Annotated in this window: 17 protein-coding genes; 5 read left to right on the top strand and 12 right to left on the bottom strand. The window is 73.8% G+C overall.

The features are described 5' to 3' along the window. Positions 1 to 70: 70 nt before the first annotated feature. Positions 71 to 391, bottom strand: a complete 321-nt coding sequence (locus ACIQI7_RS18365; RefSeq protein WP_387750350.1) for a hypothetical protein — start codon at positions 389 to 391, stop codon at positions 71 to 73. After that, positions 388 to 1,185: an alpha/beta fold hydrolase gene (locus ACIQI7_RS18360; RefSeq protein ID WP_401110874.1), complete on the bottom strand. Its 798-nt coding sequence runs from the start codon at positions 1,183 to 1,185 to the stop codon at positions 388 to 390. The genes ACIQI7_RS18365 and ACIQI7_RS18360 overlap by 4 nt, the downstream gene beginning before the upstream one ends. Before the next feature lie 312 nt (positions 1,186 to 1,497). Here ACIQI7_RS18360 and ACIQI7_RS18355 point away from each other — a divergent pair, with 312 nt between their 5' ends. Continuing rightward, positions 1,498 to 2,502 (top strand): ABC transporter ATP-binding protein, encoded by a 1,005-nt coding sequence (locus ACIQI7_RS18355; RefSeq protein ID WP_401110871.1) that lies wholly within the window; start codon positions 1,498 to 1,500, stop codon positions 2,500 to 2,502. 1 nt (position 2,503) lies between these two features. After that, positions 2,504 to 3,271: an ABC transporter permease subunit gene (locus ACIQI7_RS18350; RefSeq protein ID WP_401110868.1), complete on the top strand. Its 768-nt coding sequence runs from the start codon at positions 2,504 to 2,506 to the stop codon at positions 3,269 to 3,271. Between the two features lie 20 nt (positions 3,272 to 3,291). Here ACIQI7_RS18350 and ACIQI7_RS18345 read toward each other — a convergent pair whose 3' ends face one another. Then, positions 3,292 to 3,615, bottom strand: a complete 324-nt coding sequence (locus tag ACIQI7_RS18345; RefSeq protein ID WP_401110865.1) for an ATP/GTP-binding protein — start codon at positions 3,613 to 3,615, stop codon at positions 3,292 to 3,294. Positions 3,616 to 4,005: 390 nt separating this feature from the next. On the opposite strand from ACIQI7_RS18345, the gene ACIQI7_RS18340 reads away from it, so the two are divergent. After that, a complete protein-coding gene (locus tag ACIQI7_RS18340) occupies positions 4,006 to 5,154 on the top strand; it encodes an LLM class flavin-dependent oxidoreductase (RefSeq protein ID WP_401111062.1) in 1,149 nt (382 codons plus the stop codon). A 75-nt stretch (positions 5,155 to 5,229) separates the two neighbouring features. Here ACIQI7_RS18340 and ACIQI7_RS18335 read toward each other — a convergent pair whose 3' ends face one another. Continuing rightward, positions 5,230 to 5,622 (bottom strand): SCO5389 family protein, encoded by a 393-nt coding sequence (locus tag ACIQI7_RS18335; protein ID WP_387750338.1) that lies wholly within the window; start codon positions 5,620 to 5,622, stop codon positions 5,230 to 5,232. A gap of 481 nt (positions 5,623 to 6,103) precedes the next feature. On the opposite strand from ACIQI7_RS18335, the gene nucS reads away from it, so the two are divergent. Next, entirely contained in the window at positions 6,104 to 6,763 is a 660-nt protein-coding gene (gene nucS, locus ACIQI7_RS18330) for an endonuclease NucS (protein ID WP_030057515.1), read from the top strand. A 4-nt stretch (positions 6,764 to 6,767) separates the two neighbouring features. Here nucS and ACIQI7_RS18325 read toward each other — a convergent pair whose 3' ends face one another. From ACIQI7_RS18325 to ACIQI7_RS18305, 5 genes are all read right to left on the bottom strand, one after another. Further along, positions 6,768 to 9,050, bottom strand: coding sequence for an ATP-binding protein (locus ACIQI7_RS18325; RefSeq protein ID WP_401110862.1), 2,283 nt, complete (start codon positions 9,048 to 9,050; stop codon positions 6,768 to 6,770). A gap of 258 nt (positions 9,051 to 9,308) precedes the next feature. Further along, entirely contained in the window at positions 9,309 to 9,647 is a 339-nt protein-coding gene (locus tag ACIQI7_RS18320) for an STAS domain-containing protein (protein ID WP_387750332.1), read from the bottom strand. A gap of 352 nt (positions 9,648 to 9,999) precedes the next feature. Next, the gene (locus ACIQI7_RS18315) at positions 10,000 to 10,869 is read right to left on the bottom strand and encodes a 3-hydroxyacyl-CoA dehydrogenase family protein (RefSeq protein ID WP_401110859.1); all 870 of its coding nucleotides are present in this window, start codon (positions 10,867 to 10,869) and stop codon (positions 10,000 to 10,002) included. Positions 10,870 to 11,115: 246 nt separating this feature from the next. Then, positions 11,116 to 11,766: a response regulator gene (locus ACIQI7_RS18310; RefSeq protein ID WP_401110856.1), complete on the bottom strand. Its 651-nt coding sequence runs from the start codon at positions 11,764 to 11,766 to the stop codon at positions 11,116 to 11,118. Further along, complete coding sequence (locus ACIQI7_RS18305) at positions 11,763 to 12,980, bottom strand: sensor histidine kinase (protein WP_401110852.1); 1,218 nt, start codon at positions 12,978 to 12,980, stop codon at positions 11,763 to 11,765. The genes ACIQI7_RS18310 and ACIQI7_RS18305 overlap by 4 nt, the downstream gene beginning before the upstream one ends. Positions 12,981 to 13,128: 148 nt before the next feature. Here ACIQI7_RS18305 and ACIQI7_RS18300 point away from each other — a divergent pair, with 148 nt between their 5' ends. Then, on the top strand, positions 13,129 to 13,749 hold the full coding sequence (locus ACIQI7_RS18300; RefSeq protein WP_401110850.1) for a hypothetical protein: 621 nt from the start codon (positions 13,129 to 13,131) through the stop codon (positions 13,747 to 13,749). A 67-nt stretch (positions 13,750 to 13,816) separates the two neighbouring features. Here ACIQI7_RS18300 and ACIQI7_RS18295 read toward each other — a convergent pair whose 3' ends face one another. The 3 genes from ACIQI7_RS18295 to ACIQI7_RS18285 all read right to left on the bottom strand — a co-directional run bounded on the left by ACIQI7_RS18295 (position 13,817) and on the right by ACIQI7_RS18285 (position 15,600). Then, the gene (locus ACIQI7_RS18295; protein ID WP_401110849.1) at positions 13,817 to 14,389 is read right to left on the bottom strand and encodes a cob(I)yrinic acid a,c-diamide adenosyltransferase; all 573 of its coding nucleotides are present in this window, start codon (positions 14,387 to 14,389) and stop codon (positions 13,817 to 13,819) included. A gap of 178 nt (positions 14,390 to 14,567) precedes the next feature. After that, a complete protein-coding gene (locus ACIQI7_RS18290) occupies positions 14,568 to 15,068 on the bottom strand; it encodes a DUF2550 domain-containing protein (protein ID WP_387750317.1) in 501 nt (166 codons plus the stop codon). A gap of 148 nt (positions 15,069 to 15,216) precedes the next feature. Beyond that, positions 15,217 to 15,600, bottom strand: a complete 384-nt coding sequence (locus ACIQI7_RS18285) for a F0F1 ATP synthase subunit epsilon (protein ID WP_030057524.1) — start codon at positions 15,598 to 15,600, stop codon at positions 15,217 to 15,219. Positions 15,601 to 15,689 lie beyond the last annotated feature (89 nt).

Raw genomic sequence — 15,689 nt, 5'->3', positions numbered from 1 at the left:
GGGTGAGGGCCTGTCGGCTGTCGCCCCGTCATCACCTCGGGCACTTCTGCGGCCCGCCGAGGAGGGGGCCCTACCGCGGGTAGGCGCCGTCCGGCCGCTGGTGCCCGCTGCTGAGCTGGTTGCCCTCGTCGTCCGAGACGGTGCCGAACCAGGAGGTGCACCAGACCGACACCGAGTCCGGCCAGTACTGCACCTCGAAGGGGTGTCCGGGCCCGTAGTCGCCGTACGAGGTGACGATGAAGGTCTCCCCCGGGCGCATCCAGTAGTCCTCGCCGAGGGGTTCGAGGGTCAGTTCGAGCAGCCCCTCGCCCCGGTTGGTCAGCGGCATCCGGCCGGTCACCTCCAGCGCCGAGAAGTCCCAGGCCGCCGCGTCCTGGCTCTCCTGGCTCATCCGGCGGCCGCCCGGGCGAGCAGGGTGCGCACGACGGCGTCGAAGGCCTCGGGCGCCTCCAGGGCGCTCAGGTGGCCCACCCCGGGCAGCACGGTCAGCTCGGCGTCCGGGCGGGCCCGCAGCATCGTGGCGGCCTCCTCCGGCGCCACCAGGGCGTCCTGGGCGCCCGCCACGACCGCGACCGGCACCCGCAGCCCGGCCAGCACGTCCAGGGAGTCCGGGCGGGCCGCCATGGCCCGCTGGGCCCAGGCGACGGCGGCCGGCGGCGCGGCGGCGACCATCGCCTCCACCCGCTCCACCAGGTGCTGCGAGTCCGGTCCGAGCTGTCCGGCCGCGACGTGCTCGTCCAGCAGCAGCCGCACGCTGTCCCGCGCGGTGACGGCGGCGGCGATCCGCTCCCGGTTGGCCCGCGCCGCGTCGGTGTCGGCGGTGGCCCGGGTGTTGGCCAGCAGCAGGCCGGACAGCCGGTCGGGGTGGCGGCGGGCGAAGGCCAGCGCCACGTAGCCGCCCATGGAGAGCCCGCCGACCACCGCGCGCCCGATCCCGGCCGCGTCCAGCAGCAGCGCGAGGTCGTCCGCGACCCGGTCCAGCGAGGGTTCGTCGTCGCCCAGCGCGGTGCCGCCGAACCCCCGCTGGTACGGGGCGAGCACCCGCGCTTCGTCCCCGGTCAGGCCGGGCAGCGCGTCCAGTTGGGACGACCACATCGAGGCGTTCAACGGAAAGGCGTGCAGCAGCAGGAGTGGTGTTCCGGTACCGCTCTCGCGGACCGACACTGCGGAGGGGAGCCGACTCATGCGCCCACCTCGCTTCGCTCGGCAGGGGCATTCGCCCACGCGCACCTCTCGACGATTCGCTCGCTCCGCTCACTCATGCGCCCACCTCGCCTCGCTCGGCAGGGGCATTCGCCCACGCGCGCCTCTCGATGATTCGCTCGCTCCGCTCGCTCATGCGCCCAACCTATTCCGGCACGCCCGGCGGGCCCACTCAGCGGGCCGCGATACCCCCTTTGTCCCGAGCGCCGCCCGGCAATTCCCGCCGGGGCCCGCGCTGATCCGCCGCCGGATGTCGGACATGTCCTAGCCTGGCAGGGAACTGAGGGAGCGCGAATGATCGAGTTGCACGACCTGACAAAACGTTACGGCAAGACGCTCGCGGTGGACCGGCTCAGCTTCCAGGTGCCCCGGGGCGTGGTGACCGGCTTCCTCGGCCCCAACGGCGCCGGCAAGTCCACCACCATGCGCATGATCCTCGACCTCGACCGCCCGACCGCCGGCCGGGTCACCATCGACGGCAAGCGCTACGGGCAGCTCCGCGAGCCCCTCAAGTACATCGGCGCGCTGCTGGAGGCCAAGGCCGTCCACCCCGGCCGCACCGCCCGGGACCACCTGCTCTGGCTCGCCCAGAGCAACCGCATCCCCGAGCGCCGGGTGGACGAGGTGCTCGCCCTGGTCGGCCTCACCCCGGTGGCCCGCAAGCGGGCCCGCGGCTTCTCCCTCGGCATGGGCCAGCGCCTGGGCATCGCCTCCGCCCTGCTCGGCGACCCGGAGATCGTCATGTTCGACGAGCCGGTCAACGGCCTGGACCCGGAGGGCATCCTCTGGATCCGCAACCTGATGAAGCGCCTCGCCGCCGAGGGCCGCACCGTCTTCGTCTCCTCCCACCTGATGAGCGAGATGGCCGTCACCGCCGACCACCTGGTGGTCATCGGCCGGGGCCGGCTGCTCGCCGACCTGTCGATGCCGGACTTCATCCGGCGCAACTCCCGCTCCGCCGTACGGCTGCGCAGCCCGGAGCCCGAGCGGCTGCTGGACGTGCTGGCCGAGGCCGGCCTGCGGCACGAGCCGGGCCCGGACGGCTCCTACGAGGTGGTCGACGGGGACATCGCGCGGCTCGGCGAACTGTTCGCCGGGAACGGCGTGGTGCTGCACGAGCTCAGCCCGCAGCAGGCCTCGCTGGAGGAGGCGTTCATGCAGATGACGGCCGACTCGGTGGAGTACCACGCGGGCGACGGACCGGGCCGGGACGCGGCCGGCGCGGCCGCCGAGTGGGGCGCCGGCTGGAAGGCGGACAGTACCCGGAAGACGGGCACGGCACGGCAGGAGGAGAACTGACATGACGTCCTTCCCGGCGATCCTGCGCTCCGAGTGGACGAAGATCCGCAGCGTCCGCTCGACGGTCTGGACGCTCGCGCTGACCTTCGTCGTCACGGTCGGCATCGGCGCGCTGCTGTCCCTGCTCACCAACAACAACTTCGGCGAGTTCCGCCGGAACGACCAGTCCACGTTCGACGCCACCGGGACGTCCTTCTCCGGCATCATGCTCGGCGAGCTGGCGATCATCGTCTTCGGCGTGCTGGCGATCGGCAACGAGTACAGCACCGGCATGATCCGGGTCACCCTGGCCGCCGTTCCCCAGCGCGCCACCCTGCTCACCGGCAAGGCGGCGGTGCTCGGCGCGCTGGCCCTGGCGGTCTCGCTGGTGACGGCCTTCGTCACCTTCTTCGTCGGCCAGGCGCTGCTCGGCTCGCACTCCACCACGATCGGCGAGCCGAACGTGCTGCGGGCGGTGTTCGGGGCCGCGCTGTACCTGACGATGCTCTGCCTGTTCTCGGCGGGCGTCACCACGATGCTGCACAACCAGACGCTCGCGCTCGGCGTGCTGGTGCCGTTCTTCTTCCTGCTCTCGCCGATCCTCTCGGCGGTGCCGAAGGTCAAGACCCTGGCCCACTACTTCCCCGACTACGCGGGCTCGCGGATGCTCCTGGTGTACGAGCAGCACGGCCAGCCGTACGGGCCGTGGACCGGCTTCCTGATCTGCCTCGCCTGGACGGCGGCGGCGCTGGTCGGCGGCGCGCTGGTGCTCGGGAGGCGCGACGCGTAGCCGGCCCGGCGGAAGGACCGTCAGTACCGCGGAGCGCCGCGGCCCCGCAGCACGTTGGAGGCCCGGCGCTCCCGCGCTCCCCAGCAGGCCCGGTGCCAGTGCCGCCGGTCGTCCACTCCCGCGCCGTGCATCGGCCAGGCCACCACGTGGCCCGTCCCCGGCGGGATCTCCTGGTCGCAGCCCGGGCAGCGGTAGAACCGCCCCGCCGTCCCGGCCACCGTCTGGACCACCCAGTCGTCGCCCTGGTAGCTCTCGGTGCGGCGCAGCGAACCGCCGAGCGGGGCGGCCGGCTCCACGCTCTCGCGGGGGGCGGCGCTCTTGATCCGGTTGCGGCGCGGCGACACGGCGGACTCCCTCTCCTCCTGGGCTCTGGATCGTTCCAGCCTACGGCCGGCCGGGCTACCGCACGGCCACTACCACGGCCCCGTCCGACGCTCCGGGGTTTTTGCCGAGATCCACCCGATCATCGGGGAAATCCGGGGTTCCGCGTGCCATTGGCACATGACATCGGATACCCACAAGGGGAGAAGGCGGGGCCCGCAGACCCTGCGCGCACCCGAGGAGGACCAACGATGAGCGAGACCAGCGCCCGCGCCGAGAGCGGCCGGCCCGTCGGGGTCCGGCCACCCGCCCCCGGTCCGACGCTGACCGCCGTCCCCCCGGTGACGGCCGTGGCGGGCGAGCCGCTGCCGGCGACCCAGCGGGCGGGCGCGCTGCCCCCGGCCACCGGCCCGCTGCGGGTCGGACTGTTCCAGCTGTCCGCGCAGTTCCCCGGGCAGAGCCACGGCGAGGCGCTGGAGCGCACCGTCCGCTCCGCCGTCGAGGCCGAACGCGCGGGCCTGGACAGCGTCTGGCTGGCCGAGCACCACTTCGTGCCGTACGGGGTGTGCCCGGACGCCGCGACGCTGGCCGCGATGCTGCTCGGCCGCACCCGCCGGATCGGCGTCGGCACGGCGGTCAGCGTGCTCTCCACCCGCCACCCGGTGGGCCTCGGCGAACAGGCCGCGCTGCTGCACCTCACCTCCGGCGGGCGGTTCACGCTCGGAGTGGGGCGCGGCGGGCCGTGGATCGACCTGGACGTGTTCGGCGGCGGGGTGGACGCCTTCGAGAACGGCTTCCCGGAGCGGCTGGACCTCCTGCTGCGCTGGCTGCGCGGCTCCCGGGTGGGCGCGGACGGCCCGCAGTTCGCCTTCCCCGAGGTCGCGGTGGTGCCCCGGGCCGCCGAACCGGTGCGGCGGCCCGGCCTGAGCAGCTGGCTCGGCCTCGGCGAACGGTCCGGCCCGGTGCGCTTCCCGCGCCAGCGCCGGGACGACGAGGGCCTCGGCGAGGAGCTCACCGCCGCCGGGCTGCCGGTGGCCGGCCCGCCCGTGGTGGTCGCCTGCACCTCGCCGGGCGGGGTGCGGCTGGCCGCCGAGCGCGGCCTGCCGATGCTGCTCGGCATGCACTCCGGGGACGACGACAAGCTGCGGATGCTGGAGCTGTACCGGACCGCCTGGCTGGCCGCCGGTCGCGGCGAGGAGCAGCTGCGCCGGATCGCCCGCCAGCACGTCGCGGCCGGCGTGGCCCAGGTCGACGACCGCGCCGCGGCGGCCCGGTCCACGCTGCTGGGCGCGATGCCCGGCTGGTTCGAGTACGGGCTCGGCGCCCACCGCACCGTGGACGGCCGCGAGCGCAGGATGCGCGACCCGCGCCAGTACACCGAACTGCTCTGCGACCTGCACGCGGTGGGCACCCCGCGGCAGTGCGCCGACCGGCTGCTGGCCACCGCCGAGCGCACCGGCATCCGCCGCTTCGCGCTGCTCGCGGAGGGCAGCGGCGACCAGGAGGCCACCCTGCACAACATCGCCCGGCTCGGCTCCGAGGTGCTGCCGCAACTGGGCTGAGCGAGCGGGCGCGGGCCCGGGCCGCCGCCCCTCCCCCCTGACCGGGGGACGGGGGCGGCCGGAGCCGCAGCGGGGTCAGCAGTCCCGCAGTTCCTCGGACTGGTTGAGCAGCTGCTCCCGGACCGAGGTGAAGCGGTCGTACCGCGCCTCGTTGGGCTCCGACGGCAGGAACACCGCCACCCGGTGACAGTTCTGGAAGGCCAGCCGGACCCCGAAGTGGCGCTGGAGGGCGCCCCGGATGGCGTCGCTGGCGAGGGCGCGCAGCAGCTGGCCGCGGGCCTGCTCGCTGGGCGGTGGTACCTGGTTGTCGGCGAAGTCGGTGCCGTCGACCTTCGCCTGGGCGACCAGGGAACTGATCAGGTCCCAGGCGTACGGCAGCGAGACGCGGACGCAGTCGACGAATTCCCGCTCGTCGACCTCGCCCCGCTCGGCCTTTTCCAGCAGGGCCGGTGAGACGTCGAGCGACATGGATTCTCCTCTCGCGGTCCACCCGCGCGGCGCCCGGGTGGTCGTGCGTAGGTCAAGCTCACAGTGAGGGTGGCGAATGCGCGTGGGGCGTCCGGAACACCGAGGGACAGGGGTTTCCGGCGCCTTCGCGACCGCGGTGGCACCACGGGACGTGACGCCCTGGACACCGAACGCGCTCAGAACAGCGTGGCAGTCAACGGCGTGGCAGGCCGGTCATTCCTTCGGATTGCTTGGGAAATATGTTGCGGTGCACCAGATTGGCCGGATCCCGTCGGATCGTTCATCTGAAGTCTCCATCCCCGTTGACAGCGATCCCGCGAGCGTGCCGTCACACACCGTAGCGACTCGTGGGTGGGGGCGCCAGACCTCGACGGGGCGGCGGCGGGACCACAGGACCTCAATGTTGGCCGGGTTCGCGGTTTCTTCACCCTGCCGTCGCGGAATCGCATCAACTGGCCCTGGTGGGCTAGCGTGGTCGACCGTGCGTCTCGTAATTGCCCGCTGCTCAGTCGACTATGCCGGTCGGCTCTCCGCCCATCTGCCCTCCGCCACCAGGCTGATCCTGGTCAAGGCCGACGGCAGCGTCAGCATCCACGCCGACGACCGCGCCTACAAGCCGCTCAACTGGATGTCCCCGCCGTGCGCCCTCAAGGAGGCCGACGGGGTCTGGACGGTGGAGAACAAGGCCGGCGAGAAGCTCATCATCACGCTGGAGGAGGTGCTGCACGACTCGTCCCACGAGCTCGGGGTCGACCCGGGCCTGATCAAGGACGGCGTGGAGGCCCACCTCCAGGAGCTGCTCGCGGACCGGATGGAGGTGCTCGGTGCCGGCTGGTCGCTGATCCGTCGCGAGTACCCCACCGCGATCGGTCCGGTCGACATCCTCTGCCGCGACTCCGACGGCGCCACGGTCGCCGTCGAGATCAAGCGCCGCGGCGAGATCGACGGCGTCGAGCAGCTCACCCGCTACCTCGAACTCCTCAACCGGGACCCGCTGTTGGCCCCGGTCAAGGGCGTCTTCGCCGCGCAGGAGATCAAGCCGCAGGCCCGCGTGCTGGCCACCGACCGCGGCATCGGCTGCGTGGTGCTGGACTACGACGAGCTGCGCGGCATCGACGACGACAAGCTCAAGCTGTTCTGACCGCTCAGGACGGCCCCGGGGTGGTCGGACTGCCCGTCCCGCTCGGGGTCGTCGGCGATCCGGACGTGGTCGGCGACGTCGGGGTGGTCGCCGTGGACGTCGGGCTGTGGCTCGGCTGCGGCGGCTGCGGCTGCTGCCCGGTCGGCTGAGGCTGCTGCGGCTGGCCCGGCGGCTGAACCGGCGGCTGCGGCTGGCCCGGCGCGGGCGGCTGCGGCTGCTGCGGGGCCGTCGACCCGCCGGCCCCCGGCGAGGAACTCGGCTTCCTCGTCGGCGAGGCGCTCGGCGAGTGCGAGGCGCTGCCGCTCGCGGACGGCTCCGGGCTGCTCCCCTGCCCCGCCGCCGGACTGGCCGGCCCGGCACCGGCCGTTCCCGGCCCGGCGCTGCCGGAGGACTGCGGGAACGGCGGGTCCTGGGTGCCGCCGCCGTCCAGCCGGCCGCTGTGCGGGTCCCTCCCCTTGACCTCCTCCGGCCCGCTGAAGCTCATCGCCACCGCCGTACCGAGCACCCCCAGGGTCAGCACCGCCGTGGAGACCACGGCCGCCCGGCGCCGCCTGCTGGACTTCAGCCGGGCCGGCACCCGGGCCGCGATCTTGCGGATCACCGGCGCGCGGCCGGGCGCCGCCGCCGCGGGTGCGGCGGCCGACAGCTGCCGGCCCTCGGCGCGCAGCAGGTCGAGCATCCGGCGGGCGGCGGCCACCCCGCGCTGCTCCCCCGCCGTGCTCCGCAGGGTCAGCGCGGTCTCCAGTTCGGCGATGGCCCGGGACGGCTGCTGGACGCAGATCGCGTGCACCCCCGCCTCGTGGTGGAACCAGGCCTGGTCGACCGCCGAGCCGGTGCGGCGGGCAGCCTCCAGACCGAGCTGGAGCACCCGCTCCCAGGCGCCCCAGCGCAGCGACAGCGCCAGTGCGGGCGCGGCGGCGCGGGCGAGCCGGACCACCGCGTCGTGCCGCCCGGCGGTGCGGTCGGCGAGCAGCACCCCGATCATCACCTCGGCCTCGGCGGCGATCTGATCCAGCGTCACCGAGCTGTGCCCGACCCACCAGGCGAAGTGCTGGGCGGCACCGTCGACGCAGCCGCGGGCGGGCCAGTGCGGTATGAGCAGTTCGAGCGCGCCGGCGGTCAGCCGGTGGTGCCCGCCGATGGACACCGCCAGTCCGGCGTCGGCGAGTTCGGCGAGGGCGGCCTCGCCCTGCCCGACGTCGATCAGCGCCGGCAGGTGCGGCGCGGTGGGGCACTCGCCGCCGAGTGCGACGGCGAGCCGCAGCACGGCCTGCGCGGGCTCGCTCAGCCCCTCGGCGAGCCGGACCGCGGGCGAGGCGGTCTCCGCCACCGAGGGCAGCGGGACGGTGCCGCGCAGCGCGTTCTCCCGGATCGCCGGGTCCGGGTCGTGGCGGGGCTCGGCGACGGCTCCGAAGACGTCCAGCCGGTCGTCCTCGGCGGCGACCAGGGCGTCCACCGAGACGTCCCGCTGGCGCAGCAGCGCGGCGGCCTGGACGAAGCGCAGCGGCAGGCCCTCGGACTCGAACCAGAGGTCCACCGCCCAGGCCTTCTCGTCGACGTCCAGCGGCCGCCCGGCCAGCCGGGCGGTGAGGGCGAGGCAGGCGGAGCGGGAGAGCCCGGCCACCAGGTGGTCCTGGAGCCGGGAGCCGGCCGGCAGCGGCGGGCTGCCCGGGGCGACGGAGACCAGGAAGGCGCAGCCGGGGGCGGCGGCGAGCAGTTGCTCCAGTTCGGCGCCCGACGGCTCGGCGGCGTCGATCACCACGATCGCGCCGACGTCGGCGAGGTGGGCGGCCAACTGCCCGGGGTCGGGGCGGTAGCCGGGGGCGTGGTGGGTGGCCGCGAAGAGGTCCTGGAGCAGGTCGGGGACGGTCCGGCGGTGGCCGCAGAGCTGCACGACGCCGCCGGGGGCGAGGTCGGCGGCGGCCGCGGCGACGGCCGACAGCAGCGTGCTGCGGCCCGAGCCGGCCTGGCCGACCAGGCGTATCGAGCGGCCCTCGGCGAGCAGGCCGAGCAGTTCGGCGATGTCCGCCTCGCGGTCCAGCATCGGCAGGTCGGCGGGCCCGGCGCCGAGCGCCAGCGGGCCGACCGCGCGGCCGACGCCGCCGACCGGGCCGCGGGCGGGCTCGCTGCGTTCGATCCGGCGCGGACGCGGCCGCCACTCCTCGGGACAGGTCCGGGCCTCGGAGCCGTCCGGGGCGCCGACGCCCACCAGCAGGCCGCCGGAGACCAGTTCGCCGCCACGGGTGCGGACGGCCTCCTGCCGGAACTCCCCGGATGGCTGTGCCACGTTCTGCTCCGCATCGTGCTCGGCCGGCGGCGCCCCGCGCCGCCCGGCTGACGTCCCGGTAGCGGCCGCGGCCGGGCTGGAGGCAGCCCCGGCGGCCGTCTTCTGACGGGCAGACTCTCGCACATTCGGCCCCGGCCGTGCAGAGGGGTCCACGGCGGACGGCCGCTCGGCGGCGCTGACCAGCGACGTTGCGCGGGCCGGGCCGGGGTGCGCAGGCGCGCGGGCCGGTTGCGCGCGGCGTGGAGAGGCCGGAGAGGTCTAGAGAACGACCCCGTGCGCCTCGGTGACGCCGACGACGCCGGTGACTCCGTCGACGGCCAGGATGCGGTGCAGCTTGGTGGCCACCAGCAGCCGCTGGAGCTGGGCCGGGACGGAGCGCAGCACCAGCCGGCGGCCGATCCGGCCGGCCCGCCGGTGGGTGCCCATGATCACGCCGAGGCCGGTGGCGTCCCAGAACTCCAGCCGGGCGAGGTCGAGTACGAGGTCGCCGAGGCCGCCGTCCACGGCCTGGTGCAGTCGGGACCGCGCGTCGGCGGCGGTGCGCACGTCGAGGCGGCCTTCGATGGCCAGCGCCGTGTGGTCGCCGGTGATGCGCATGCTCTCCTCCTTCGCCTGGACGGCCTGGTGCGGGGCGGGTCCGCCCCGGCCGTGCCGGGTGCGGGAGTGGCGGGTGCATCCGGGAGGGCCGCGGCCCCACGTCCGGACCCGGGCGGAATGCCGGGTTCCCTCATCTGACGGTCAACCGGCTCCGCAGGTTGCTGGTTCCGGCCAGATCTGAGGCAACTTCACCCGTCCGAGGGAATATACGCAGGTCGGCCCCACACCTACGCTCGATTCCCGCCCAAATCACCCGTCTGCGGCACCGGGCGTGAGGAAACTCACCCGACCCGGTGGAGCGGGCCGTACGATGCTCCGATCGCACGGCCCGCCGGTCGTTCGGCCTGCCGGCTCACTTGCCTTCGTACGGGTAGAAGCCGCGGCCGCTCTTGCGTCCCAGGTCACCGGCGGTGACCATGCGGGCCATGATCTCCGGGGCGGCGAACTTCTCGTCCTGGGTCTCGGTGTAGATGTTGCGGGCGGCGTGCAGCAGGATGTCCACGCCGGTCAGGTCGGCGGTCTGGAGCGGGCCCATCGCGTGGCCGAAACCGAGCCGGCAGGCGGTGTCGATGTCCTCGGCGGTGGCCACGCCCGTCTCGTACAGCCGGGCGGCCTCGACGACCAGCGCGGTGATCAGGCGGGTGGTCACGAAGCCGGCGATGTCGCGGTTGACCACCACGACCTCCTTGCCGACGCCCTCGGCGTAGGCGCGGGCGGCGGCCAGCGCCTCGTCGCTGGTCTTGTAGCCGCGGACCAGCTCGACCAGCTTCATCATCGGGACCGGCGAGAAGAAGTGGACGCCGACGACCGACTCCGGGCGCTGGGTGGCGGCGGCGATCCGGGTGATCGGGATGGCGGAGGTGTTGGAGGCCAGCACGGCGCCGTCCTTGGCGAGCTTGTCGAGCTCGCGGAAGACGCCCTCCTTGACCTCAAGCTTCTCGAACACGGCCTCGACCACGATGTCGGCCTCGGCGACGGCGCCCAGGTCGGTGGTGGTGGTGATCCGGCCCAGCGCGGCCTCGGCGTCCTCGGCGGTCAGCTTGCCCTTGGAGACGAACTTCTCGTACGAGGCGCGGATGCCCGCGAGGCCGCGCTGCAGCGCCTCCTCGGTGACGTCCCGCAGCACCACCGGGTGGCCGGCCTGCGCGGAGACCTGGGCGATGCCGGCGCCCATCAGGCCGGCACCGATCACGGCGATCTGCTTGCTGGACGCATTGCTCATGGCTGGGTCTCCCGATGCCGTCGCCGCCTCGCGGGCGGGCCCTGAAGGCGGCTCAGGGCAGGGGTCACCGCCGAAGAGCCGCGTCGCTCTGGCCGGACTCTAATGCCCAAATCCCCCGTGCAGTAGCAATCGAGAGTGTGATCTGCAACCGACCTGGTCAGGCGGCCGAACAGGCGACGCCGGACGGTCGGACCGAGCTCGGAAGGTCGGAAGGTCGGACGGTCGGATCGCGGGACGGTCGGAAGGTCAGACGGTCAGCCCGAGGTCCTGGGCCAGGATCGCCGCCTGCACCCGGCTGCGCAGCCGCAGCTTCGCCAGGATGCGGCTGACGTGCGTCTTGGTGGTCGCCTCCGCCATCTCCAGCCGGGTCGCGATCTCCCCGTTGGACATCCCCGCCCCGATGCAGGCCAGCACCTCCCGCTCGCGGCCGGTCAGCGCCCCCACCGCGGCCCGGGCCTCCGGTCCGACCGGCCGCTCGGGGCGGGCGAAGGCGCCGATCAGCCGCTTGGTCACCGAGGGCGCCAGCATCCCGTCCCCGCGCGCCACCGTGCGGATGCCCTCGACCAGGGTGTCCGCCTCCAGGTCCTTGAGCAGGAACCCGGAGGCGCCGGCCCGCAGCGCGCCGTAGACGTACTCGTCCAGGTCGAAGGTCGTCAGCACGAGCACCTGGCCGGCCCCGGCCGCGACCACCTCGCGGGTCGCCGAGACGCCGTCCAGCCGGGGCATCTGGACGTCCATCAGCACCACGTCCGGCCGCAGCTCCAGCGCCAGCCGGACGGCCTCCTCTCCGTCGGCGGCCTGCCCGACCACCTCGAACTCCGGCTCGGCGCGCAGGATCATCACCAGCGCCGCCCGTACCGCCGCCTGGTCCTCCGCCACCAGCACCCGGATCGTCATGCCCGTCCCTCGTTCCCCTGGGCGCGCGGCAGCACCGCGCGCACGCTCCAACACCCGTCCTGCGGCCCGGCCTCGAAGCTGCCGCCGAGCAGCCCGGCCCGCTCCGCCATGCCCACCAGTCCGGCCCGGGCGCCGGGCAGTTCGCGGCCCGGCCCGCCCCGGTACGGACTGTCGACGGCGATCCGCAGTTCCCCGGGCGCGAACTCCAGCCGCAGGCTGACCAGTCCGGGCCCGGCGTGCTTGAGCGCGTTGGTCAGCGACTCCTGGACGATCCGGTAGGCGGCCAGCCCGACCGGCACCGGCACCTCGCCGCGCTCGCCGCGCTCCTCCAGCTCGAAGTCCAGCCCGACGTCCCGGCCGGCCGCCCGGGCCTTGGCCAGCAGGGCGTCCACCGCGGCCAGGTCGGGCGCCGCGTAGGACTCGTCCACCTCGCCCCCGCCGCTGTCCCGGAGCAGTCCGATCATGCGACGCATTTCGGCCAATCCCTGGACGCTGTTCTCCCGGATCACCGCCAGCACCTCCACCAGCGGATCGTCCGCGGGCAGGTTCCGGCGTCGGGCCACCGACTGGGCACCGGTGGCGTGGATCGCGATCGCCGACAGGTGGTTGGCCACCACGTCGTGCAACTCCCTTGCCATCCGGGCCCGTTCGGCGACGATGGCCTCCCGCCGGTCCATCTCCGAGAGCAGCGCGGTCTGTTCCGCGCGCAGCCGCTCCGCCTCCGCCTGCTGACGGTGCTTGCGCACCACGTCGCCGGTCCACACCGGGCCCAGGAAGACCAGCGCGCTGATCACCACCACCAGCAGCGCGAAGGAGGTGCCGCCGTAGACCGCCGCCAGGGCGGAGAGCGCCAGCACGGTCGCCCCGCCGGTCAGGTGCAGCACCCGGGACATCCGCGGGCTGCCGTAGATCACCGCCGCGTACAGCAGGTCGGTGTACATGATCAGCGTGGCCGCCAGGTTGCCGAGGAACACGCTCGCCACGAAGACCAGCCCGCCGACCGACACCGCCAGCACCGTCCTGGTCCGCCGGACCAGCTCCAGCCCCGCCATCACCAGCAGCGGCGGCACCACCGCCCACGGCGGCACCCGGCCGGCCTGGTCGTACGCCTTGAAGACGATCAGCACCGCGCCGCCGAGCAGCCCGCAGAGGGCGATCAGCTGGTCCTGGCGGCGCGGGGAGAGCGCGGGGAACGGGAGGGGCACGCTCCCCATCTCACCATCCCCGGCACCCGCCCGGCTCCGGTCCACGGAGGAGCCCGCTACATCGAAAGGTGCAGCACCGGACGGCACCGCGCGACGACGACACCGGCGCGCCGCCGCACGAGGCTGGAAGCACCACCGAAACGTCCGGGAGCAGAACGTGATCGTCACTCTCATCGTCGCGGCCGAGGTCTCCTTCTGGATCCTGCTCGGCCTCGGCCTCACCACCCGCTACCTGCTCCGGTGGCGCCGCACCAGCACCGCGCTGCTGGTCGGCCTGCCGGTGGTGGACCTCACCCTGTACGCGCTCACCGTCCTCGACCTGCGCGGCGGCGCCGTCCCGAGCTGGACGCACGCCCTGGCCGCGAGCTACGCGGGCTTCTCGATCGGCTACGGCCCCTCGCTGGTCCGCTGGGCCGACCGGCACTTCCTGCACCGCTTCGCCGGCGGTCCCAAGCCGCTGCCCTCGCCCAAGTACGGGCCGGAGCGGACCAGGTACGAGTGGCAGGTCGCCGGCCGGACCGTCGTGTCGGCGGCGATCACGCTGAGCCTGATCACCCTGCTCGTCCCGCTCTCCGCCGGCTCGGCGCACTTCGGCACCTTCACCCAGTGGTACCTCAAGCTGGGCATCGCGGCCGCCGTCAACGTGGCCGTGGCCGCCTGCTACTCGATCTGGCCCAAGGAGCCGCCGGCCGGCGTGCAGGTCGAGAACGGCCGGGTGGTCACCGGGAAGCCCCTCGTCGGCAGCACCCCCGGCCGCACCCCGGCCGACCGGCCCTGAGACGACGGAGGGCCCGCCGCCGGACTCCCACGGGGGAGGAGCCCGGCGGCGGGCCCTTCGACGCGTTCTAGCGGTTCTCGCCCGGGACCCAGAGCACGTCGCCGCGCTCCTTGTTGGCCACCCGGGCCAGGATGAACAGCAGGTCGGACAGCCGGTTGAGGTACTTCGCGGTCAGCGGGTTGACGCTGTCGCCGTGCTCCGCGATCGCCGACCAGGTCGAGCGCTCGGCCCGCCGCACCACCGTGCAGGCCAGGTGCAGGTGGGCCGCCCCGGCCGTGCCGCCGGGCAGGATGAAGCTGCGCAGCTTCTCCACCCGTCCCAGGTACTCGTCGCAGTCCGCCTCCAGCCGGTCGATGTAGGACTCCAGCACCCGCAGCGGCGGGTACTTCGGGTCCTCCACCACCGGGGTGGACAGGTCGGCGCCGACGTCGAACAGGTCGTTCTGGACCCGGACGAGCACCGCAGTCATGTCCTCCGGCAGTTCGCCGACGGCCAGGGCCACGCCGATCGCGGCGTTGGCCTCGTTGGCGTCCGCGTAGGCGATCAGTCTCGGGTCGGTCTTGCTGGTCCGGCTCATGTCGCCGAGCGCGGTGGTGCCGTCATCGCCGGTACGGGTGTAGATGCGCGTCAGATTGACCATGCGGCCAGACTAGCCGCCGGGTTAGGCGGCGTTAACCCCGTCTCGGAACACCGCTGCGCGACATTGACCCCCACCCGGCCTCCGGACGGGGTACCCCGTCCGGGAGTCCCGTCGCTACGCGACGTTGACCCTCCCCCAGCCTCCGGCCGGGGGTGCCCCCATCCCGAGAGTCTCGTCGCTACGCGACGTTGACTCTCTGGCCGGGCGGAGCCGCCTCCAGCCAGGCCAGGAAGCCGGTCAGCGCGTCCTCGCTCATCGCCAGTTCCAGCGGCGCCCCGTTGTGCAGGCAGCGCAGCACCACCGAGCCGGACAGCAGCGCCAGCTCCTCCTGGCCCTCCGGGTAGCGCCGGCCGAGCACCTCGATCTCCCGGCGCGGCAGCGTCCGGCGCGGCCGCGGGGCGTACGAGAAGACCCGGAACCACTCGATCGAGTCACCGCTGTACCGGCCGATACCAAAAACCCACCCCTTGCCGTCGGTCGGGGGGACCGGGGCGGAGGTGGGTTTGCCGTTCTCGTCGAGGTCGGGCTGCGTCGAGGCGTCGGCGGGCATTTTCAGCCGGTAACTGCAGTCGAAGGTGCCGCCGACCCGCTGGATCAGGCGGCGCCTGACGGCGAAGGCCATCAGCCCGATCACACCCAGGGCCACGACCGCCGCACACACCACAAGCGCGAGGACCATGCTCACCCACCTCCTCGCTACCCGCGTTCCCCGTAGCGGTCGTATCAAGCGACCGCGCTGACCTACCAACTACGACGACAGTCCCGGGGTCACGCTCACGCGTCCCCGGGACCGTCGGTCGACCCCGCTAAGCCGGGGTCCGGCGCACTCAGGCGTGGGCCTTGAGGCCGCGCGCCGCGAACAGACGGACCTCGGCGCGCCGCTCGGCGTGCTCGTCCAGGTCCGACTTGGCCTTCTCCAGTGCGCGCTCGGCACGCGCGACGTCGATCTCGTCCGCCAGCTCGGCGATCTCCGCGAGCAGAGACAGCTTGTTGTCGGCGAAGGAGATGAAGCCGCCGTGCACCGCGGCGATCACGGTGCCGCCGTCCACCGTGCGGATGGTGACCGGACCGGTCTCCAGCACGCTCAGCACCGGGGTGTGGCCCGGCATGATGCCGGTGTCACCGGAGGCCGTACGGGCGACGACGATGGTGGCCGCACCGGACCACACCTTGCGGTCGGCTGCGACCAGCTCGACGTGCAGCTCAGCCAACGTGGGCTCCTAGGCTCATGCAACGCCCGATTACTCGGGAGTTTCGGTAAGAATAACGGCCCCGCGCCTCCGGCATGAAACCGGCGGCA

The organism is Kitasatospora sp. NPDC092039 (assembly GCF_044756065.1).
Lineage (GTDB): Bacteria > Actinomycetota > Actinomycetes > Streptomycetales > Streptomycetaceae > Kitasatospora.
Note: the sequence above shows the minus strand (reverse complement) of the source record. Positions and strands in the feature narration are given on the sequence as shown.